General features: G+C 63.1%; 18 protein-coding genes and 1 pseudogene. 1 reads left to right on the forward strand and 18 read right to left on the reverse strand.

Features of this window, described 5'->3' with window-relative positions; all coding sequences use genetic code 11:
- Nucleotides 1-11: 11 nt before the first annotated feature.
- The 7 genes from AC2YI2_RS20095 to ccmI form a co-directional block, all read right to left on the reverse strand.
- Nucleotides 12-1,445 (reverse strand): sensor histidine kinase, encoded by a 1,434-nt coding sequence (locus tag AC2YI2_RS20095; RefSeq protein ID WP_487388264.1) that lies wholly within the window; start codon nucleotides 1,443-1,445, stop codon nucleotides 12-14.
- Nucleotides 1,445-2,134: a response regulator transcription factor gene (locus AC2YI2_RS20100; RefSeq protein ID WP_487388265.1), complete on the reverse strand. Its 690-nt coding sequence runs from the start codon at nucleotides 2,132-2,134 to the stop codon at nucleotides 1,445-1,447. The genes AC2YI2_RS20095 and AC2YI2_RS20100 overlap by 1 nt, the downstream gene beginning before the upstream one ends.
- Before the next feature lie 81 nt (nucleotides 2,135-2,215).
- Nucleotides 2,216-3,784, reverse strand: coding sequence for a Do family serine endopeptidase (locus tag AC2YI2_RS20105; RefSeq protein ID WP_487388266.1), 1,569 nt, complete (start codon nucleotides 3,782-3,784; stop codon nucleotides 2,216-2,218).
- Between the two features lie 145 nt (nucleotides 3,785-3,929).
- Nucleotides 3,930-4,397 carry a cytochrome c-type biogenesis protein gene (locus AC2YI2_RS20110; RefSeq protein WP_487388267.1) on the reverse strand — a complete coding sequence of 156 codons (468 nt, stop codon included), beginning with the start codon at nucleotides 4,395-4,397 and terminating at the stop codon, nucleotides 3,930-3,932.
- Nucleotides 4,394-6,397, reverse strand: coding sequence for a heme lyase CcmF/NrfE family subunit (locus AC2YI2_RS20115; RefSeq protein ID WP_487388268.1), 2,004 nt, complete (start codon nucleotides 6,395-6,397; stop codon nucleotides 4,394-4,396). Before AC2YI2_RS20115 ends, AC2YI2_RS20110 begins: the two co-directional genes overlap by 4 nt.
- Nucleotides 6,394-6,846, reverse strand: coding sequence for a cytochrome c maturation protein CcmE (gene ccmE / locus AC2YI2_RS20120; protein ID WP_487388269.1), 453 nt, complete (start codon nucleotides 6,844-6,846; stop codon nucleotides 6,394-6,396). The genes AC2YI2_RS20115 and ccmE overlap by 4 nt, the downstream gene beginning before the upstream one ends.
- The gene (ccmI, locus tag AC2YI2_RS20125) at nucleotides 6,843-7,979 is read right to left on the reverse strand and encodes a c-type cytochrome biogenesis protein CcmI (protein WP_487388270.1); all 1,137 of its coding nucleotides are present in this window, start codon (nucleotides 7,977-7,979) and stop codon (nucleotides 6,843-6,845) included. Before ccmI ends, ccmE begins: the two co-directional genes overlap by 4 nt.
- A 336-nt stretch (nucleotides 7,980-8,315) precedes the next feature.
- Between ccmI and AC2YI2_RS20130 the strand changes: the two genes are divergently transcribed.
- Complete coding sequence (locus AC2YI2_RS20130) at nucleotides 8,316-9,260, forward strand: homocysteine S-methyltransferase family protein (protein ID WP_487388271.1); 945 nt, start codon at nucleotides 8,316-8,318, stop codon at nucleotides 9,258-9,260.
- Nucleotides 9,261-9,329: 69 nt separating this feature from the next.
- Here the strand turns inward: AC2YI2_RS20130 and AC2YI2_RS20135 are convergent, their stop codons facing one another.
- The 11 genes and pseudogenes from AC2YI2_RS20135 to AC2YI2_RS20185 all read right to left on the reverse strand — a co-directional run bounded on the left by AC2YI2_RS20135 (nucleotide 9,330) and on the right by AC2YI2_RS20185 (nucleotide 19,462).
- Nucleotides 9,330-9,812, reverse strand: a complete 483-nt coding sequence (locus AC2YI2_RS20135) for an RT0821/Lpp0805 family surface protein (protein ID WP_487388272.1) — start codon at nucleotides 9,810-9,812, stop codon at nucleotides 9,330-9,332.
- Nucleotides 9,813-9,938: 126 nt separating this feature from the next.
- Entirely contained in the window at nucleotides 9,939-11,474 is a 1,536-nt protein-coding gene (locus AC2YI2_RS20140; protein WP_487388273.1) for a sensor histidine kinase, read from the reverse strand.
- Nucleotides 11,474-12,160 (reverse strand): response regulator transcription factor, encoded by a 687-nt coding sequence (locus tag AC2YI2_RS20145; RefSeq protein ID WP_487388274.1) that lies wholly within the window; start codon nucleotides 12,158-12,160, stop codon nucleotides 11,474-11,476. Before AC2YI2_RS20145 ends, AC2YI2_RS20140 begins: the two co-directional genes overlap by 1 nt.
- Nucleotides 12,161-12,281: 121 nt before the next feature.
- On the reverse strand, nucleotides 12,282-12,563 hold the full coding sequence (locus AC2YI2_RS20150) for a hypothetical protein (protein WP_487388275.1): 282 nt from the start codon (nucleotides 12,561-12,563) through the stop codon (nucleotides 12,282-12,284).
- Nucleotides 12,564-12,690: 127 nt separating this feature from the next.
- Nucleotides 12,691-12,897, reverse strand: a complete 207-nt coding sequence (locus tag AC2YI2_RS20155) for a hypothetical protein (protein ID WP_487388276.1) — start codon at nucleotides 12,895-12,897, stop codon at nucleotides 12,691-12,693.
- An 18-nt stretch (nucleotides 12,898-12,915) separates the two neighbouring features.
- A complete protein-coding gene (locus AC2YI2_RS20160; protein WP_487388277.1) occupies nucleotides 12,916-16,755 on the reverse strand; it encodes a baseplate multidomain protein megatron in 3,840 nt (1,279 codons plus the stop codon).
- Nucleotides 16,756-16,794: 39 nt separating this feature from the next.
- Nucleotides 16,795-17,220, reverse strand: a complete 426-nt coding sequence (locus AC2YI2_RS20165; RefSeq protein ID WP_487388278.1) for a PIN domain-containing protein — start codon at nucleotides 17,218-17,220, stop codon at nucleotides 16,795-16,797.
- Nucleotides 17,217-17,465, reverse strand: coding sequence for a FitA-like ribbon-helix-helix domain-containing protein (locus AC2YI2_RS20170; RefSeq protein WP_487388279.1), 249 nt, complete (start codon nucleotides 17,463-17,465; stop codon nucleotides 17,217-17,219). The genes AC2YI2_RS20165 and AC2YI2_RS20170 overlap by 4 nt, the downstream gene beginning before the upstream one ends.
- Nucleotides 17,466-17,497: 32 nt before the next feature.
- Nucleotides 17,498-17,947 (reverse strand): NlpC/P60 family protein, encoded by a 450-nt coding sequence (locus AC2YI2_RS20175; RefSeq protein WP_487388280.1) that lies wholly within the window; start codon nucleotides 17,945-17,947, stop codon nucleotides 17,498-17,500.
- Nucleotides 17,940-18,839 (reverse strand): annotated as a pseudogene (locus AC2YI2_RS20180) (DUF2163 domain-containing protein). Before AC2YI2_RS20180 ends, AC2YI2_RS20175 begins: the two are co-directional and overlap by 8 nt.
- Nucleotides 18,836-19,462, reverse strand: coding sequence for a phage distal tail protein, Rcc01695 family (locus AC2YI2_RS20185; RefSeq protein WP_487388281.1), 627 nt, complete (start codon nucleotides 19,460-19,462; stop codon nucleotides 18,836-18,838). The pseudogene AC2YI2_RS20180 and the gene AC2YI2_RS20185 overlap by 4 nt, the downstream one beginning before the upstream one ends.
- Nucleotide 19,463: the final 1 nt, after the last annotated feature.

Genomic DNA, 19,463 nt, shown 5'->3' on the forward strand with positions numbered 1-19,463 from the left:
TGCCGCCCGTTCTACACGGGCTTCGGCTCGGGGAACACCATTTCGACGGTCAATCCACGATTCGTCTCGCGGTCAGGTTTCGTCGCGGAAAAAGCGATACGTCCGCCATGCAGTTCCATGACGGCAACGGCAAGCGCCAGGCCAAGACCCGTGCCTGGCTTCGATCGGCTCTCGTCGAGACGGACGAAGCGCTTGGTCACATCTTCATATTTGTCCACGGGAATGCCATGGCCGTGGTCCGACACGGCAAGAACGAAGGCGCCGTCGCGACGGTTGACGGTCACATTGATCTCGGCCGGCTCGCCGCCGCTGCCATACTTGATCGCATTGTCGATCAGGTTGGAGATTGCCTGGCCGATCAGCTCGCGATTGCCGCGCACGACGCAGCCCGAAGCAAGAGCGCGGGTGATGCCGAGGCCCTCGTCCTCGGCGAGCGGCTCGTAAAGCTCCGCCACTTCACCGGCCACCGCGCCGAGATCGATGTCGGACATCTCGGCCACCGCCGAGCCTGCTTCAACGCGCGAGATCATCAAGAGCGCGTTGAATGTGCGGATCAGCTGGTCGCTTTCGCCGATCACCTCTTCCAGTGCTGCCGCATGCTGGCCGCCATCGCCTGACAGTGCCGACTCCGCCTTGTTGCGCAGCCGCGTCAGCGGTGTCTTGAGGTCATGTGCGATATTGTCGGAGACCTGCCTAAGTCCCTCGTCGAGCCTTTCCATGCGTGCCAGCATGGCGTTGAGGGAGACGGAGAGCCGATCGAATTCGTCGCCCGAACCATTGACCGGCAGCCTCTGCGAGAGATCGCCGGCCATGATGTTCCGGGCCGCACCCGACATGCGGTCGATGCGCTGCAATGCGCTGCGGCCGATCGCAAACCAGATGATCAGCGCGCCGACGCCCATGATACCGAGCGCCAGCATCAGCGCCTGCCGCACCAGAAGTCGGGCATTCTCCGGCTCGCCGAGATCACGGCCGACAAGGATGCGCATGCCGTTTTCGAGGTAGAAGACATGGGCGACGGCCATATGCTTCTCGCCGCCCGAACGATCGCCGAAGCGATCATAGAGGAATGGGCGATTGGTCCAGCCCTCCTGGTCGATCACGCCGGGCTGAAGCTTGGCGACATTGCCGGCCAGCAACTCGCCATTGGGACCGGCAATGACGTAGAGATTGGCGCCCGGCTGGTGCGATTGCCGCTCGAGCACCGAAAGAAGCCCCTGAATGCCGCCGCGGGAAAAAATTTCGTCGAGGATGCCGACTTCCTCCTCCACGGAGGCCTTCATGCGGCGCTGGAGCTGGCTTTCTGAAATCGAGGTCACATAAAAGACGAGTGCCGCAGCGCCGACGGCGAAGAGGATGAGATAGAGCGCGGAGAGCCGGACGGCCGTATTCTTGTAGAGCATCCGGAAACGGCCAGGACTGGCGCCCGCAAGCCACTCGGCCATCAAGCATCGTCCTTGATCATGTATCCGGCGCCGCGCACTGTCCTGAGCAAGGGTCTCTCGAAGTCCTTCTCGATCTTCGACCTGAGCCGCGAGACATGAACGTCGATGACATTGGTCTGCGGATCGAAGTGATAATCCCAGACATTTTCGAGCAGCATGGTGCGGGTCACGACCTGCCCGGCATTTTTCATGAGATATTCGAGCAGGCGGTATTCACGCGGCTGGAGCAGGATCTCCTTGCCGTTGCGGCGGACATTGTGGGAGAGCCGGTCGAGCTCGAGATCGCCGACGCGGTAGACCATGTCCTGCTCGGGCGAACCGCGGCGGCGGCCGAGCACTTCGACGCGGGCGAGAAGTTCGGTGAAGGAATAGGGCTTGGGGAGATAGTCATCGCCGCCGGCGCGCAGGCCAGTCACGCGGTCATCCACCTGGCCGAGTGCCGAGAGGATCAGTACCGGCGTGTTGACGCCGCGCTTGCGCAATTCGGTGATAACAGACAAGCCGTCACGCTTGGGCAGCATGCGGTCGACGATCAATGTGTCATAGGCGTTCTCGCTGGCCATGAAGAGGCCGCTTTCGCCATCGCTCGCATGCTCCGTCATGTGGCCTGCCTCGCGGAAGGCCTTCACAAGATAGCTCGCGGCATCCAGATCGTCTTCGATGATGAGAATCTTCATGGACTGGAGCATAGCCAAAACCAATCCGTTCGGAAGCCCTTCCCCACGTGCGGGGAAGGGTATGGAACGTCAGCTCGTTAAAGCGGGTTGATATCAGCCGAGGCCGAGGGCAACGAAGCGGTTGCCGTTCTTGTCTTCGATCTGGAACAGCGCCTTCTTGCGGCCGTCCTTCTTGGCGTCGTCGATGACCTTCTGGATGTCAGCGGCGGTCTTGACGTCCTGGTTGTTGACCGAGGTGATTTTCTCACCGGCCTTCACGCCCTTGTCGGCAGCGTCGGAGCCAGGATCGACATCGACGATCTGCACGCCCTTGCCATCTTCAGCGGGCATCACGCGCAGTCCGAGCTTGTCCAGCGACTGTTCGACGGGCGCCTGTTCGGAGTCGGCGCCATTCGAGCCACCCTGGTCATTGGGATCAGCCGAAGCGACACGGGTCTCTTCTTCGAGCTTGCCGAGCGTCACCTTGACGCTGACCGACTTGCCGTCGCGCCAGACGGCGAGATCAACGACCTTGCCGGGCTCCATCGCGCCGATCTTCCGCGCCAGTTCCTTCGGGCCCTTGATCGGATCGCCATCGACAGCGGTCACGACATCGCCATCCTTCAGGCCGGCCTTGTAGCCCGGCGAGTCCTGGTTTTGCTGGCCGTTGACCAGTGCGCCAGCAGCCTCGGAGAGGCCGATCGCTTCGGCGACATCAGAGGTGACCGGCTCGATCTTGATGCCGAGCCAGCCGCGGGCGATCTCGCCATCGGCCATCAGCTTGGAGACGACATCCTTGGCGACCGATGCCGGGATGGCAAACGCGATACCGACATTGCCACCCGAAGGGGAGAAGATCGCGGTGTTGATGCCGACAACTTCGCCAGCAAGGTTGAAGGTCGGGCCACCGGAATTGCCGCGGTTGACGGCCGCATCGACCTGCAGGAAGTCGTCATAGGGGCCGGCGCCGATATCACGGCCGAGTGCCGACACGATACCTGCCGTCACCGTGCCGCCGAGGCCGAAGGGGTTGCCGACGGCAACGACCCAGTCACCGACGCGGACCTTCTTGTCGTCTGCGAAGGAGACATAGGTGAACTTGCGCTTGTCGCTGACCTTCAGAACGGCGAGATCGGTGCGCGGATCGCGGCCGATCAGCTTGGCGTCGAGTTCGGTACCGTCGTTCATTACGACTGTAAAGGCGGTGCCGCCATCGATCACGTGGTTGTTGGTGACCAGGAAGCCGTCTTCGGAGATGAAGAAGCCGGAACCCTGCGAGGTCGGGCGCAGACGCGGCTTGTCATCGCGGTGGTCAGGCCAACGGTCGGAGCGGCGCTGGCCCGGAACCTGGTTGCCGAACTGGTCACCTTCGCCGAATTCACGGAAGAAGCGCTTCAGCGGATGATCGTCAGGAAGCTGGTTGAAATTTTCCGGACCGCCGAAATTGAAGGTCATGTCGTCATTGACCGGGTTGGCGCGAGACTGAACACGGACGGAGACGACGGCCGGGGTCACGGCGGCGACCACGTCGGCGAAGCCTGGGACGGCCTGAGCCTGGATCTTCACGGGCTCGGCGAAAGCCTTCTGGATCGCCGGCATGCCGGTGATGGTGACGGCAACGGCGGCGCCGGCAATGGTGCCTGCCTTGAGGAGCGAAGAGACGGAAGCAATCCTGCTGATCATGTCGTATTTTCCTTCACTTGGTACGGACCGAGAAGTCCGTTGAAACCTGATGATGGAAAGAGATGTAGTGGCCGCCACCTTGCGACAACATTTCCGGAACATGAAAATTTGGTAATGTGGGACGGTCGGAAACGAAAGCTGTCCGTCAGGAATTGTCGACTTTCCGAAGGATCTCGTCGAGCGCCCGCTGCTCGTCGGCGGACAGGGGCTCGACCGACGCGAGCCGCCGCCGACGCGAGATTTGTCGGACAATCACCGCCCCGCCGACCAGCAGCAGGAAGACAGGCATCCCCCAAAGCAGGACCGTGTTCACACCCAGCCGCGGCTTGAGCAGCACGAAATCGCCGTAACGCGAGACGATGTAGTCCATCACTTGGCTGTCGCTGTCGCCGGCCGTGATTCGCTCGCGGACGAGGACGCGGAGGTCCTTCGCGAGTTCGGCATTGGAATCATCGATCGACTGATTCTGGCAGACCATGCAGCGCAGTTCCGCCGAGATGGTTCTCGCCCTGGCTTCCAGTCCCGGGTCAGCCAGCACCTCGTCCGGGTTGACGGCGAAGGCTGGCCTGAACAGCACGACAAGCAGCAACAGGGCAAGGGCGGACCGCTTCATTCCGCGGCTCCCATGGCCGCGGCTGGCTTGGCACGCCGCGACGGCGCGCCGACTCGCAGGCGTCGATCGGAAAGCGAGACGAAGCCGCCGGCCATCATCATCAGCGCCCCGCCCCAGATGCAGAGGATCCACGGCTTCCACCAGACGCGGACGACGAGCTTGCCGTCCTCGGTCTTGTCGCCGATCGAGACATAGAGCTGCGAGGCGCCGAAGGAGAGGATGCCGGCTTCCGTCGTCGGCATCTGCCGTGCGGGATAGACGCGCTTGGCGCTATCGGTCTCGGCCACGACATTGCCGCCAACGAGCACCGTGAAATGCGCCACCTCTTCGGAGTAGTTCGGTCCCTCACGCGCAGCTTCGCGGTCGAAGCGCAACGTGTAGCCGCCCGATTCCATCGTCTGTCCCGGCGCCATTTCCAGCACGTGCTCGGTTTCCCCCGATGTGACGAGCACCACGCCGAGAACGGTGACTCCAAGTCCGAAATGCGCAAGCGCAGTGCCGAAGGCCGAGCGCGGCAAGCCCGCAAGGCGACGGAAGGCGATCGCAGTCGCGACCTTGCCGAAGCCGGCCCGACCCGAGAGGTCGACGAGCGCGCCCAGCATCAACCAGGCACCACCCGCAACACCAAGAATCGCGAGCACTGGGCCGTCGCCGCGCGCCATCCAGACGACAACGCCAAGCGCAATCGCAAGCACCAGCACCATCCGCAACCGGCGCGACACGGCTGCCAGATCACCGCGCTTCCAGGCCAGCAACGGCCCGAGCGGCAAGGCAATGATCAACGGCACCATCAGCCAACCAAAGGCGATGTTGAAGAAAGGCGCGCCCACGGAGATTTTGTCGCCGGTCAGCGCTTCGAGCAGCATCGGATAGAGCGTGCCAGTCAGCACCGCGCCCGTCGCAACGACGAGGATCAGGTTGTTGAAGACCAGCGCACCTTCACGCGACACCGGCTGGAATAGCCCCCCTGCCGTCAGCGATCCGGCGCGGAGGGCGAAAAGGAAAAAGGCACCGCCGATGAAGAGCGCCAGGATGCAGAGAATGAACAGGCCACGCGACGGATCGGACGCAAAGGAATGGACCGAGGTCAGCACACCGGAGCGCACGAGGAAGGTACCAAGGAGCGACAGCGAGAAAGCGAGAATCGCCAGCAGCACCGTCCAGATCTTCAATGCATCGCGCTTCTCCATGACAAGCGCTGAATGCAGCAGCGCCGTGCCCGCGAGCCAGGGCATGAAGGAGGCGTTCTCGACCGGATCCCAGAACCACCAGCCACCCCAGCCGAGCTCGTAATAGGCCCAATAGGATCCCATGGCGATGCCGGCAGTGAGGAAGGTCCAGGCGAGCAGCGTCCAGGGCCGCACCCAACGCGCCCAGGCGGCATCGATGCGGCCATCGATCAGGGCAGCGACCGCAAAGGAGAAGCAGACCGAGAAGCCGACATAGCCGAGATAGAGCATCGGCGGATGCACTGCCAGCCCGATATCCTGCAGCACCGGGTTGAGGTCCTGTCCTTCGGCCGGCGGCGGGTTCATGCCGGGCAGGCCGAACACCCGGGTAAAAGGATTGGAGGTGAGCAGAACGAACAGCAGGAAAGCAGTGGCGATCCAGCCCTGCACCGCCAGCACATTGGCCTTCAGCGATGCGGGCAGATTATTGCCGAAGACCGCGACCAACGCCGAGAAGAAGGTCAGGATGAGCAGCCAGAGCATCATCGAGCCTTCATGATTGCCCCAGACGCCGGTGAATTTGTAGAGGTCGGGCATCTTCGAATGGGAATTCTCCCAGACGTTCAGCACCGAGAAATCCGACGTCACATAAGCCCAGGTCAATGCCGCATAGGAGAGCGACACGAGCATGAAGGTCACAAGCGCCGTGCTGCCTGAGAGCGCCATCAGTCGCCCATCGCGGCGGAGAGCACCGATCACCGGCAGCGTCGACTGCATCAGCGCCGCCATCAGCGCCAAGGCCAGCGCAAAGTGCCCGAGCTCGACGATCACTTGATGACCTCCTTGCCGCCCAGCGACACGCCCTTGTCCTTCAGCCGGTCGGCGACGTCCTTGGGCATGTAGGTCTCGTCATGCTTGGCAAGGACGCTGTCGGCATGGAAAACCGGCGGATTGCCTTCGAGTTTGCCTTCCGCCACCACGCCCTGCCCTTCGCGGAAGAGATCGGGCAGGATGCCTTTATAGCTCACGGCGACCGTGGCGATCGTATCGGTCACCTCGAAGCTCTCGACCATGCCCTGGCCGCGCTTCCACGAGCCTTCCTTGACAAGCCCACCGAGCCGCACGCGCGTCTCCGGCGGCAACTTGGCAGCCGCGAGATCGGACGGCACATAGAAATAGGCCACCGACTGGCTGAAGGCGAACATCACCAGTATGACGGCGGCGCAGATGAAGCTCACGCCCCCGGCGATCAGTGCCAGTCGCTTCTGCTTGCGGGTCATTCGGTCTTGCCCTCCTCGCTCACGCCGACTTCGCGGGCGAGCGCAACCAATGCTTTGCCATTTTCGGTGTCGGCGGGAAAGGCCGCAAGCCCGCGGCGGAGCGCCTCGGCGGCCTTGTCAGGTTGTTGCAGCATGGCATAGGAGCGAACCAGCCGCTTCCAGCCCTCGATATTGTTGGGATCGTCCTTCAGCCGGCTGTCGAGGCTCTCGACCATGGTCTGGATCATCGCCATCCGGTCGGTATCCGAGAGTTCGGCGGCGGCCGCGACGTCGTCCTGGGTCGGATTGCCCGGTGCCTTGGCCTGCTGTTCCTTCTCGGCGTTGAAGCGCGCGATCTGATCGTCGGTTACCGCGATCCAGGGCGCATCGGTGGGTGAGGATTTCTTGAGTGCCTGAAGCTTGCTCACGGCCTCGTCGAATTTGCCGTCCTGGCCATCGGCGAGAGCGAGGTAGAAGCGCGCCCTGGGATCGTCGGGCACGAGTTCCAGCACCTTGCCGAAAGCTTCGCGCGTCTCGGGCGTCACGCGACCCTGGTTCATCACGACGAGCGCCTCGGCAAGGCCGCCATAGCGGCGCGCATCCGCGCCGAGGACCTTGATGGCATTGCGCCAGGCATTGACGGAGTCCGCGACCCGGCCACTGCTCAGATAGATCGGCGCCAGCACTTCCCAGCCACGGCCATCGTCCGGATGCTCTTCGAGACGAAGCTCGGCCTTGCGGATCAGGATATTGCCGTCGGGATTGGCGCTGGCAAAGCGCGCCTGGAGCGGAAAGTCCGGCGCATCGGGCAGCCCCATCCGGGCATAGAGCGCGAGCCCGCCCGCCGGAAGCACGAGACAGAGAAAGGCGACGACTGCCAGCATGGAGGCGATCCCCGACGACCGCCCCTGGCGCGGCTCGGCACGGGTGGCAGCAATCAGGCGACGGGCGATCTCAGCGCGGGCCTGTGCGGCCGCCTCGCCCTCGATCAGCCCCGACTTCTCGTCCCGCTCGACCTCGGAAAGCTGGTCGCGATAGACCTCTGCATCGTTCGGCTCATCGTCCTCGACGCTCTTCGCCCGGCGGACGAAGAGCGGAAGACAGACGAGCAGCGCCGCAACAAGCGCGATGGCAATGGCTGATATCCAGAACATGATGCGATCCACTATGCCAAAGGATGCATCTTTCCAATGACCCCGATCAAACATAACGTGATTTTGAGGCGATAAGCCGCAATTTCCAGTCAAAACCCGGGAGCGGTGCGCGAGATTCCCGCCCTGAAAATTCTTCCCCAAGGACCGTTTTCGAAATCGCAGCTTCGCGCGTATAGTTGAAGAAATTGGTATTTCTGCTGCGACTTGCCTGTAACCATTCGCGTTTCGTTCGCTTCAAAGCTGTTCCAAACGCGCACTATTCTGAAGCATTCGGTACAGGCATCATCTTCTCATGGCCTACCGGCTCGATGTTCATAAGACTTCAGGAACGTAACCATGTCGAAATATCGCAAGTCCCTGCCTCAGCTCGCCGATCGCATCTTCCTCACCGATGGCGGCCTCGAAACGACTCTCATCTTCCAGGATGGCCTAGACCTTCCTTATTTTGCATCTTTTCCGCTGATCGACACCAAGGAAGGCCGGCGCCAGTTGGAGTCTTACTACGAAAGCTACGTCGATATCGCCCTCAGGGCCAGAACCGGCTTCATGCTCGACACCGCGACCTGGCGCGCCAATCCCGATTGGGCCGCCAAGCTCGACTATACCGGGGTGCGACTCGACGAGGTCAACCGCCGCAGCGTGGAGCAACTGATCCAATTGCGCGATCGTTACGAAACCCCGGAAACGCCGATGGTCGTCAGCGGCGCAATCGGCCCGCGCGGCGATGGCTATGTCGCCACCGCAATCATGACCGCTGACGAGGCGCGCACCTATCACCTGCCGCAGATCAAGAGCTTCGCCGATGCCGGCGCCGACATGGCGACGGCGTTTACGCTCAACTATGTCGGGGAAGCCATCGGGGTCGCGCTTGCCGCAAAGTCGGCAGACCTACCGGTCGCGCTCTCTTTCACCCTCGAGACAGACGGCCTGCTGCCGGATGGTACGAGCCTGCGCGACGCGATCCTTGATGCTGACAACGCCACCGACGCCTATCCGGCCTATTACATGATCAACTGCGCCCATCCGACACACTTCGCACATGTCCTGGAAACCGATGAGCCCTGGGTCAAACGCATTCGCGGGATCCGCGGCAATGCGTCTACCCGCAGCCATGCGGAGCTCGATTCGGCTCCAGATCTCGATTCCGGTGACCCGGTCGACTTCGGCAGGCGCTACCGCGGGCTCCGCGGCCGGCAGGAACAGCTGACCATTCTCGGCGGATGCTGCGGCACCGATTGCCGCCATGTTGAACAGATCAGCTATTCCTGCCTGGCGGCGTAGGTGCGCCATGGGCCAGGGTCGGCTCGTCGCGGGGCGAGCCGGCTTTAAGCACCGTCCGAAGCGTGGAAATCAGAGCGGCGTCCAGGAGCCGTTCTTGTTGCGGCAGGCGGCGCCGCGCGCCACGAGCGGCGCGGTGCCGTCCTTGAGTAAGACGGAATGGGTGTATTGGCGGCAATTCTGCGAGCCGACCTGATAGGGCACCGCCGCCATGACCTCACCCTTGAGATCGCCCGAACCTTCCCACGACACGGTCTGGCCGCTCGGCGCCGCTTCCAGCACCTTGTATTCGGCTTCGAGCGCGCGCGCCTTGTCGGAGCCCGAGAGCTTCACGCCGCCGATGCGCGACACCAGCCCGCCATTGAGTGCCTGGATGTAATAGGCGGAGGTTTCCGGCTCGTTCTGCGCAGCGGTCGTCTCGGCGATCTGCTCGCCGGTTTCGTCGAGCCGGTCGGATCCGGATGACGTCGCGCAGGCCGACAGCAGCGAAATCACGCAAAGAGCGATTCCAAAACGTGCCGTCGTCTTGGAATATGCGAGAAATCCGATCGCCATGCTGTGTTGCTTGCCCCCGTTCGTGTCGCGAAGCACCTCCGCGGCCACCCCAAATGCGCATCCGTGATGGCAGCAATAAGGCGGTCGCACAAGCCAGCTATAGGCGATTCGCGGTGGCGTCGACGCTCAATTCTCGCGGCCGATGGCAGGAAGCACCAACTCGGCGCGCAGTCCGCCGGAAGGCGCACGGGAGAGTTCCAGGACGCCCTTATATTCGGACACGATCTCAGACACGATCGAGAGGCCGAGGCCCGTGCCGGGCTTGCTCTCGTCGAGCCGTCGCCCACGTTTCATCGCTTCCTTGATCTGGTCGGGATCGAGCCCCGGACCATCGTCGTCGATGACGATGCGCGCCCACCCCTTGCGCATGGGGTCGTCGCCGACGACACCACTCGGGGCGGGTGCAGCCGAAATCACGATCTTCTTCTTGGCAAAGCGGGCGGCGTTCTCGACGAGATTGCCGATCGTCTCTTCGACATCCTGCGCCTCCATCGCGAGTCGAAGACCCTGCGGCTTCACCGAGAGTTCGAACGTGGTGTCAGGATTGAGCTTGCGCATCACCCGCGCCAGCCGTTCCAGTACCGGCTCGGCCTCAGTGCGGGCCAGGATGCTGTCGCGCTGCGCGGCGATCCGCGCCCGGTTGAGATAGGATTGTACCTGCCCGCGCATGATCTCGGCCTGCGATTTAACCAGATCGCGATGCGGCACCTGCATCTGGTCGGCATCGTTGAGCAGCACCGCGATCGGCGTCTTGAGCGAATGCGCGAGATTGCCAACCTGCATGCGCGCGCGCTCCATCACGCGCCGGTTGCTGTCGATCAGCGCATTGACCTCGTTGGCGAGCGGCTGGATTTCCATCGGCAGTTCGCCCTCGAGCCGCTCGGCGCGCCCGTCGCGGATGTCGGACAGCGATCGGCGCACGCCGTCGAGCGGTCGCAGCCCGAGCAGAATGACCAGCGCATTGAGCGCGAGCGACCCTGCCCCGAAAAGGGCAAGCGCAAAGAACAGGCTGCGATTGAACTGCGCAACGTCCTCATCGATCACGGCGTGGTTGCCGATCATGCGAAAGCGGACGCTGCGATAGACAGCCTCGGTGGCATCCTGTGTGAGATCGCTCACGTCGTCGCCAGTGTCCTCCTCGACGCTGATTTCAGCTTCCGATACCCGCACGTCATTGCCGGCGGAATCGCGTGCTGCGTAATATCGCTCGAAGCGAGCATTGAACGGAATCTCGGTATTCGGCGGCGTCGCCACGTCGATGCCCGCCATGTTGTCGGATTCGCGCTTGTCCGTCTTGTAGTCGCCGAGCGGGATGGCCTGCCAATACCAGCCGCTGGCCGGTTGCTGGAAGGCAAGGTCGTTCATCGGCGGATCGCCCTGCAGCGACTTGTCCTGGGGATTGATCGAGATTGAATTGACGACGGAATAGAGCTGGGTGCGCAGCAGATCCTGGAGATTGCGCTCGGCACCCTGCTTGTAGAGATTCGAGATCACCACGCCGATGATCACGAGCCCAATCACCGCCCAGAGCGTGGTGTAGAGCAGGACGCGGACGGTGAGCGAGTGGAGCCGCTGGCGCAGGATCGGCAGATAGGCGCGGACGTGGCCGGGAAGGCCCGCAATGCCGGTCCTGAGAGCCGAGAGCCTCGCCGCCCTGTCCATTATGCGCCGGCCTTGGCATCCTCGCCCGCAGGCGGCTGCATACGATAGCCGAGACCGCGCACGGTCTCGATCAGGTCGACACCCATCTTCTTGCGCAGGCGCCCGACAAATACCTCGATCGTATTGGAATCGCGGTCGAAATCCTGGTCGTACATGTGCTCGACAAGTTCGGTGCGCGAGACGACCTGCCCCATATGGTGCATCAGGTAGGAGAGCAGCCGGAATTCATGGCTCGTCAGCTTCAGTGTCTTGCCGTCGACGGTGACCTTCGAGCTCTTCGTGTCGAGCCGGACGGGTCCGCAGGACAGTTCCGAGCTCGCATGGCCCGCGGCACGACGGATCAGCGCACGAAGCCTCGCCTGCACTTCTTCCATGTGGAAAGGCTTGGTCACATAGTCGTCGGCGCCGGCGTCGATGCCCGCGACCTTGTCGCTCCAGCGGTCCCGCGCGGTCAGGATGAGCACCGGCATGTTGCGGCCGGCCTCGCGCCATTTCTCAAGCACGGTCACGCCGTCCATGTTCGGCAGCCCGATGTCGAGGATCACGGCGTCATAAGGCTCGCATTCGCCGAGATAGTGGCCTTCCTCGCCGTCGAAGGCCTGGTCCACCACATAGCCCGCCTCCTTGAGCGTGTCGGTGAGCTGGCGATTGAGGTTCTGATCGTCCTCGACAACGAGTATGCGCATGTATCTACCCTGTTTGCTTTTTCGCTTCCGCAAGCCTAACGGCGACGCGCGGCCTATTCAACAATTCGTCAAGGCGAGATCAAGATGGTGATTTCGGGAACAGACGCACGGCGCGCGACAGCTAGAAGTCCATTGGGATTCTGAGCTTTATCTTTTTCGGCCGGCCATTCGGCTTGACCACGAGCACGGTCACGCGGCAAATCGGCTTGCCGCTGCGGGCCGGCTGAACGGACAAGAGTTCGCCGCCCGTCATTTCGAGCGCCTGTTCGACGGCACGGTCACAGGCGCCACGCGCCTCCGTCACCGCCGCCCTGGGCGCATATATGGCGGCATCAGGAAGCGGGTCCGATGGGGATACCATCAGTCCTGTCGCAACCAACGCCGATACGAGATACGATGTCATTTTCTTCCATATCCCTTGAGGGACTTCCAACTTGTCCCTTTATTAACCCGGACTCAATGAATGCGAAATGAATACAGGGTCGGCGGACAACATCTCATGAAAGATATCGTCCGCCGCGTGCTATTCGTCAACCGACCCGCTTTTCCGCCGTCAGTCGACCATAGATCGCGATCAGGCCTCCGATCGCTCCGGCCAGCGATACAAGATCATCCGCCAACTGGCCTTGCGCGCCAGCATCGAGCTCCATTTCCATCGCCGGCACCAGGCTCGCGAAAATGGCAATCAGAGCACCCCAGACCGTTTTCGACAGATACCATTGCTTTGTCTCATCCATGTCCTTCTCCTTTTCAACTCAAAGCACGACCGTACGTTCCGCCGGAATGCCCAGCGCAACCCTTGATCCCCGCTGGCGGACACGAAATGCGATCGCCGCCTGCGGCGCGCCGAAATCGGCAATTTCCATCGCGTTGGTATGGAGCGCCTCGGGCGCATTGACAGCGATGGTCCGCACGACATCGCCCCCGTCGAGGACCTCGACCTGATAGGCCTCGACATTCTCGTCGAGTGGCACCTCGTCACCCTCCCAGCCATCGGCATCGCGGCGGCTCCGGCGCGTCCACCCGAGACGAACGCCATCATCTGTCCTCTCGGCAGTCAGATGAACAGGCGCAAACGGCGTCTCGGCCCTAATGCCGCCGGCAAACGCGACCGGCCCTGCGCTGCCTCCGCCGGAGCCCACAGCCTGCGCCAGCCAATTGAGGGTAAGTCCGGCTTCACTTCCCGTCAGCCCGACATCGCGAACCGCTTCGTCGAGCACGACGAAAGGCGCACCGGCTGACGCAGCTGCCGCGGTCGCATCTTCCGTGCCAAACAGCCCGCGCAGCAGGCCGGACAGCTCCCAGTGGCCGCTCGACACTTCCTCAGCGGCCCGAAAGCTGATGATCTCCCAGACGCCGTTTTCGGCCAGCACCGCAGCCTGGTTCGCGCCATTGAGAAATGCCAGGTCCGAAACAGATGCCAGGCCGCCGTTGATCATCCGCACCATGATGCGATTGCCCGTTTCGGGCCTGCCGGTCGGTCCAGTGCCCAGCGTTGCGGTCAACCGACCCATTTTCGCAGGCCGATCCAGCACGACGCGCCGCTCGAAACTCTCCATCTCCGGCGACACCGACAGAGCGACCCGGCGCCAGGGCTTGGCCGCCACCGCCGCACGCGCAAAGCCGGTGCCATCCCGGTAGCGTGGCAGATCCATCAGATGCAGCACCGGCGAAAAGCCCTTGCCGGCATCCTTGCCGCGCTGCCGCCGGCCAGACCGGCCGAAGTCTCCGCTGATATCGCCCGGGCCGACCTGTCGCGCCTCGATATCGCGCATCAGCCCGTCCTCGATCCGGGTGATCAGGAAGCGGCCCGACGGTCCCTCGCCCAGACTGACGACATCGCCGGGCTCGTATTCGATCGCAGCCGGCGAGAGCGATAACCGCACCTGCCGGCGTGACAGCCGATGATCGCGCAGCAGCGCTTCCACCGTAGGCGCCGCCGACTCCTCCGGAAGGGTTCCCGGCAGCCCGACGCGGAGGATGCGATCACTGACCGGCTCCAACCGCCGCGACCGCGCCGTCTGGATCTCGTATTCGTCCGCCTCACCCTGGAAGTCGATCACCGCCTCGCTGGCAAAATCCGCATCCTGCCCGTCGAACACGCTCCAGCGCGGCCCTTCATCACGATCGGCGAAGACCTCGATTTCATCTGCCGGTGCCACGACCTGCCCACGCGAGCGAAAGGTGAGCACGCCGTCCGCGTCGCTCACATCCAGACGATGCCCATGCACGAGCGGTTCGAGAAGTAACCGCGCCGACCCGAGATTGGCCGCGACATAGCCCTTGAGATCGCCCGTGACCTGGAAGACGTCATAGTCCTGGATGCCGTGGTCCTCGAGGATCGAAGCAATTGCTGTCGACAGCGTGCCCGATCCGAGCCGGCCATTCATCCAATGCCCAAGTGTCCAGTTTCGACCATCTGCGAACAGAGTCTCGTCTTCGGGAAAAGCCGGTATCGCCCGCGCATCCCAGGCCCAGACGAACATGTGGTCGGACTTCACCATGCCGGCGGGCGCGTCGTCGCCCTCCCAATAGCGATGATGCACCTCGAGGAACCGCCGCTGCGCGCTGTCCGACCGCATGCCGTTGGAATGATAGGGCAGCGCCGATTCCGAGCTCTTCGGGTCGACGAAGACATTGGGCTGGTTGGCACCGCGGTTGATCGCGGGGCAGCCCAGTTCGGTGAACCAGATCGGCTTCATCCCCTCGTGCCACGCCGTCGGGCTCGCAGCCTCCACGCCGCCCACACGTTTGCGATGCCGGTTCCTCCACCAACCCTCGATGTCCTTGAAGCGATAGACCCAGGGCTTGTCCGCCAGCCCGTCCGTGATCGACGAACGCAGCCGCGCCTTCCGGTCCGCGCCGGAGGCATAATACCAGTCGAACCCCTCGCCCGAGGTGATGGCCTGGATCATCGCCTGGCGATCATCGGCCAGCCGCGCGCCATCTGGCTGCTCGTCGACGAAATCCTCGTCGCGGAAATCCATGAGCGGCATGTAATTGTCGATGCCGACGGCATCGATCGCATCATTGGCCCAGAGCTTGTCGAGATTGAAATAAACATCGCCCGTCCCGTCATCGGGTCGGTACCCGGCATATTCGGTCCAGTCGGCCGCATAGGTAAGCTTCGTCCCGCTGCCCGTGATTGCCCGCACGTCCTCCGCCAATCCCACCAGCGTGTCGACGAAGGGAAAATCGCCGTCACCGTCGCGCACCATGGTCAAGCCGCGCAGTTCCGACCCAATGATGAATCCGTCGACCCCGCCCGCCGCCTCGGCCAGCAGCGCATAATGCAGGATCATCCGCCGATAGCCCTCGTCGCTGCCGGAATAGCTCACATGCGACCCATCGACCGCGAAATCGCCAGCATCCGCGTTCCCGGCGAATGCACTGATCTGGTCACGCGCCTCCCCGCTGCCATCGGGACTGCCAGGCCGTCCGGGCGCCGGATGGCAGGTGATGCGCCCGCGCCAGGGATAGACCGCCTGGCCATCCTCACTGCCATAGGGATCGGGCAGATCGTTCTCCTCGGGAATATCCATCATGATGAAGGGATAGAGATAGACCTGCAGTCCCCGATCCCTGAGGTCACGGATCGCATCGACCACGCTTTTGTCATTCGGCGTGCCGCCATAGGCTGGCCGCCCACCGATGCGGGAGATGAGATGCGCCTCGCCGCGCGTATGTCCCGCGACGGTCCAAGCTTCGCTCTCGCCGTCGCGGCTCTCCTTCTCGACATCGGGCAGGATCCGGCAATGGTGCGCCCTCAGATCCGTGCCGAACCAGGTGACAACAAGCGCCACCCGCTCGAGATTGGGGCAAACATCCTTGAGCTCGCTGATCGACGCATTCCAGTCTGTGCCATTCTTCATCTGGTTGCGGTTGAGATGCCGGGCCTCGCCGTCACCGAGCTCCTCCGTGACAAGGTTTGGGCTGTAACCATGCTCTGTCGCTCCGGGGATGATGGTGATCGCGCGGATCGCCTTTTCCAGCATGCCGCGATGGCCGATCACCTCGAACTGCAGCACCGGGATACGATTGCCGAAACGATCGAGCGGCAGCCTTTCGAAGACGGCATAGGCGAGCCCGCGATAGGCGGGCGTATTGTCATGCCCCTGTTTGGCTGCAATCAGCGGATCCGGATCCTGCCCCTCGCTGCCATTGTGGATGCGGATTTCCAGCCCGACCTGGTTGAGCTCCTGCCCATCCGCCCAGATGCGGCGGATACCGGCAATCGGCCCCTGGCAGATCCCGATCGCGAAATTCGCGAAATAGCTGAAGGTCTCGACCCGCGGCCCTGTCGCCTTCGAACCGGACCGCTCCTCTGTCACTTCCTCGATAAACCGTGTCGCCCAGATCAGGGTGCCCCCGACCCGCGCAGTGCCATAGACGCGCGTGATCGGCGCGCCCTCCTGGGCCCCGGGAATGCGCGCACTCTCGAGCGGCGTTCCCTCGACCGAAGTCCAACCGGAGATGATGCTGCGATCGATAAGATTGCCCGCCAGCGCACCGGCCGCCCGGCCGATCATCGCGCCGACAGGACCAAACAGACCGCCGACAGACGCGCCGGCAGCCTGCAACAAAAGCGTTGCCATTGGGATGTGTCTCCAGGGGAGAGTGCGTTTAAAGGCCGATCAGGCCTTGAAGTCCCAGGGATTTATGATGTCGAGGCCGATGTGCTCGAAATCCCGGACATTGCGGGTCGCGATGGAAGCGCCCCGGGAAATGGCAATCGCAGCGATCTGGGCGTCAAACTGCAGCATGGGTCTGCCCAATGCCCGTCGCAGCGCGACGATATTTGCATACGCATCGGCTGCGGGCGTGTCGAACGACAGCACGCGCCCCGATAATCTGGCGTCGAAGATCTTTGCGACATTCGCATCCAGCCCAGCTTTTCGCCTGCCTTCAGGCAGTATCCGAATGCCATAGAGTATTTCGGCCCTGGTTACTGCCGTCGTAAAGACGGAAGCTGGAGCAACGGAGGCAAACCAACCGACGACAACGGGCTCTTGCACTGGAGCCATCAATGCTGAGATAACATTGGTATCGAGCACGATCACGCGCCGAAGTCCGGTGGCTCCCGTATGGGTTCGCGGGGCGGTATGTCGAGTTCAACGCCGCCGAATGGCGCCATAAGCTCCCGAATCGCTACTGCAAGATTTTCAGGCTCGGGCTCGACAACCGCCAGCGCCGACCGCAGAATATCCCGTGCCTCCTCCTCCATGGACCGCCCATGCGATGCGGCGCGAATCCGAAGGCGGGATTTCAACGCGTCGTCGATGTTGCGGATGGTCATGCTGGCCATGGGATAAGCCTCCTGCAATCAATGCCATCAGATTAATCATTGATTGCATTGATTGCAATGCCATCAGCAGGCCACCGGAACACCCACTCCACCCTCCGCCGCCAACTCGGCACCAGCGCGCTCTCGATCACCCCCGCCGCCTCATAGGCATGGATGAATCGATTCACCGCGGAGAGAACCCCCAGATGCTTCGCCGCCACGCCCTCCTGCCAGCGGAACAGCAACAGGTCGCCCGGCGCCATCGTCTCCTTTGCAACCGGCGGCCCAAAATATCGTAGCGCCGCCAAGTAAAGCCGCTCCTCGCCGCTCCGCTCGGCCCAGTCCATACCATAAGGCGGCGGAGTTTCGGGCTCCTCGCCGTAGAGCTCGCGCCAGATCCCGCGCACCAGCCCCAGACAGTCGCAGCCGACGCCTTTGCGCGCAGCCTGGTGCCGATAGGGCGTGCCGATCCAGCCTCGTGCGATCCGAACGACGTCACTCATAGAGCGGCCCGCCGTCATGCTCGGTCTCGCCGTCGACATAGGAGTAGCTGAAATCCACACCAGGCATATGCGGAAAACCGCGGAAGTTGCGCTGGTTGTCGAACTTGATCTTGCAGGTCTCGAAAGTCTTGTCGCAGCCGGCGGTGATCTGGAACGTATCGCCCGGCTCCGGCGCCACTGCCATCGGCAGCCAGAAATCGATCACCACCGCGCCACCGACCATGCGATGGCCCTCGACGTCCAGGGCGACGCCATCATTCGTCCCGGAGGTGAACTTGATCCGCCCATAACGAAAGAAGCCTGACGAAAAATCCTCGATACCGAGCACCGTCATCCGATCCGCGTCGGCCTTGCTGACGGTGCCCGTCGTTCGATAGTCCGCGCTCGCCGCATTCTTCCCACATCGGGCATCGCCGAACCGGGCATCGCAACGCCGTGAATAGATCCGGCCCCTGATCTCGTCGAGCCTATGCGCCAGCCCGCGCAGCTCGGCCCGAAAGAAACCTTCCGACCTCGTCACCTCGCCGATCTCGGCCACCCGCAGTCGCAGATGCTGGCCCGGCTCCACCCAGTTGACGAGAAACATCTAGACCCGGGCTCCGTCATATTTGCCGGCCGCGACGTCGGCCTCCGCGATCGCCTCAGATGTCAGCGCGCCCGCCACCTCGCCCGCCACCTCGCCCGCCGAAGCGGCAAGCCCGCCCGACGTCTCCCAGTCGCTCGCCTCGAAGCCGCTGGCGGCCAGGAAGGTGGTTCCGTCGAAGACCAGATCATAGTCATGGTCGGTGAAACCCATCACCGTGCCGTCGCGGCGGGTCACGCGCCAGGCGTGGCAAGTCGTGGTCACATCTTCGGCAAGATGCGCCTTTAGCGCCTCGGGAACAACCCTCATGGCTTCACCTCGACCAGCGGGATCGATGGAATGCTGCCGGCCTGAAAAGCCTTGAGATCCACCTCGATCCGATCCGTATCGAACCGCACCGGCACATCGAAGCGAAAGCCGGCCCGCACCACGGCACCGCTCGCCGGCGCGGCAACCAAGGTCACGATTCCAGTCGTTGGATCGAGGGTGAAGTCGACAGTCGGCGTCCCGTTGACCGAAACGATCACGCTGCCCGCCTGCGGCTTGGCGATCAGCCGCTCGGTCGACCCGCCGGCATCGCCATAATGCTTGACCAGCTGGAACGCCGCGCGCTCCCCATCGCCCGTCCCCAGCACCTGGTCGGTGGCGGACACCATCTCTTCCGGCCCGCAGGACTGGAAGTCCACGGGATCTGTAAAGCGAAACCCATAGAGCTGCCCCGCCCGCGACTCGAAGAAGGCCACGACCTCATAGAGATCGCTCACCGATCGCACGCCCGAGCCGGCATCATAGCGCCGCCGCGCATCGCGCCAGCGCTGGTTCCGGCTCTCGCGCCCGTTGGAAAGCGCGACGATGTCGGTCCGCCGGCCCGGGCCGCCGCTGGTGCCGAGCGCCAGCCGGAGCGGAAACTGCACCTCGTGGAAGGACGGCATG

It is taken from the genome of Rhizobium sp. SRI_017, from assembly GCF_057586295.1.

Bases quoted from the DNA above. Each gene is read 5' to 3' on its own strand.
- AC2YI2_RS20105 (WP_487388266.1), bottom strand. From the start codon at position 3,784: ATGATCAGCAGGATTGCTTCCGTCTCTTCGCTCCTCAAGGCAGGCACC.
- AC2YI2_RS20145 (WP_487388274.1), bottom strand. From the start codon at position 12,160: ATGCGCATACTCGTTGTCGAGGACGATCAGAACCTCAATCGCCAGCTC.
- AC2YI2_RS20095 (WP_487388264.1), bottom strand. From the start codon at position 1,445: ATGGCCGAGTGGCTTGCGGGCGCCAGTCCTGGCCGTTTCCGGATGCTC.
- AC2YI2_RS20150 (WP_487388275.1), bottom strand. From the start codon at position 12,563: ATGACATCGTATCTCGTATCGGCGTTGGTTGCGACAGGACTGATGGTA.
- AC2YI2_RS20135 (WP_487388272.1), bottom strand. From the start codon at position 9,812: ATGGCGATCGGATTTCTCGCATATTCCAAGACGACGGCACGTTTTGGA.
- AC2YI2_RS20175 (WP_487388280.1), bottom strand. From the start codon at position 17,947: ATGAGTGACGTCGTTCGGATCGCACGAGGCTGGATCGGCACGCCCTAT.
- ccmI (WP_487388270.1), bottom strand. From the start codon at position 7,979: ATGTTCTGGATATCAGCCATTGCCATCGCGCTTGTTGCGGCGCTGCTC.
- AC2YI2_RS20140 (WP_487388273.1), bottom strand. From the start codon at position 11,474: ATGGACAGGGCGGCGAGGCTCTCGGCTCTCAGGACCGGCATTGCGGGC.
- AC2YI2_RS20155 (WP_487388276.1), bottom strand. From the start codon at position 12,897: ATGGATGAGACAAAGCAATGGTATCTGTCGAAAACGGTCTGGGGTGCT.
- ccmE (WP_487388269.1), bottom strand. From the start codon at position 6,846: ATGACCCGCAAGCAGAAGCGACTGGCACTGATCGCCGGGGGCGTGAGC.
- AC2YI2_RS20100 (WP_487388265.1), bottom strand. From the start codon at position 2,134: ATGCTCCAGTCCATGAAGATTCTCATCATCGAAGACGATCTGGATGCC.
- AC2YI2_RS20160 (WP_487388277.1), bottom strand. From the start codon at position 16,755: ATGGCAACGCTTTTGTTGCAGGCTGCCGGCGCGTCTGTCGGCGGTCTG.
- AC2YI2_RS20130 (WP_487388271.1), top strand. From the start codon at position 8,316: ATGTCGAAATATCGCAAGTCCCTGCCTCAGCTCGCCGATCGCATCTTC.
- AC2YI2_RS20185 (WP_487388281.1), bottom strand. From the start codon at position 19,462: ATGCCGTCCTTCCACGAGGTGCAGTTTCCGCTCCGGCTGGCGCTCGGC.
- AC2YI2_RS20110 (WP_487388267.1), bottom strand. From the start codon at position 4,397: ATGAAGCGGTCCGCCCTTGCCCTGTTGCTGCTTGTCGTGCTGTTCAGG.
- AC2YI2_RS20170 (WP_487388279.1), bottom strand. From the start codon at position 17,465: ATGGCCAGCATGACCATCCGCAACATCGACGACGCGTTGAAATCCCGC.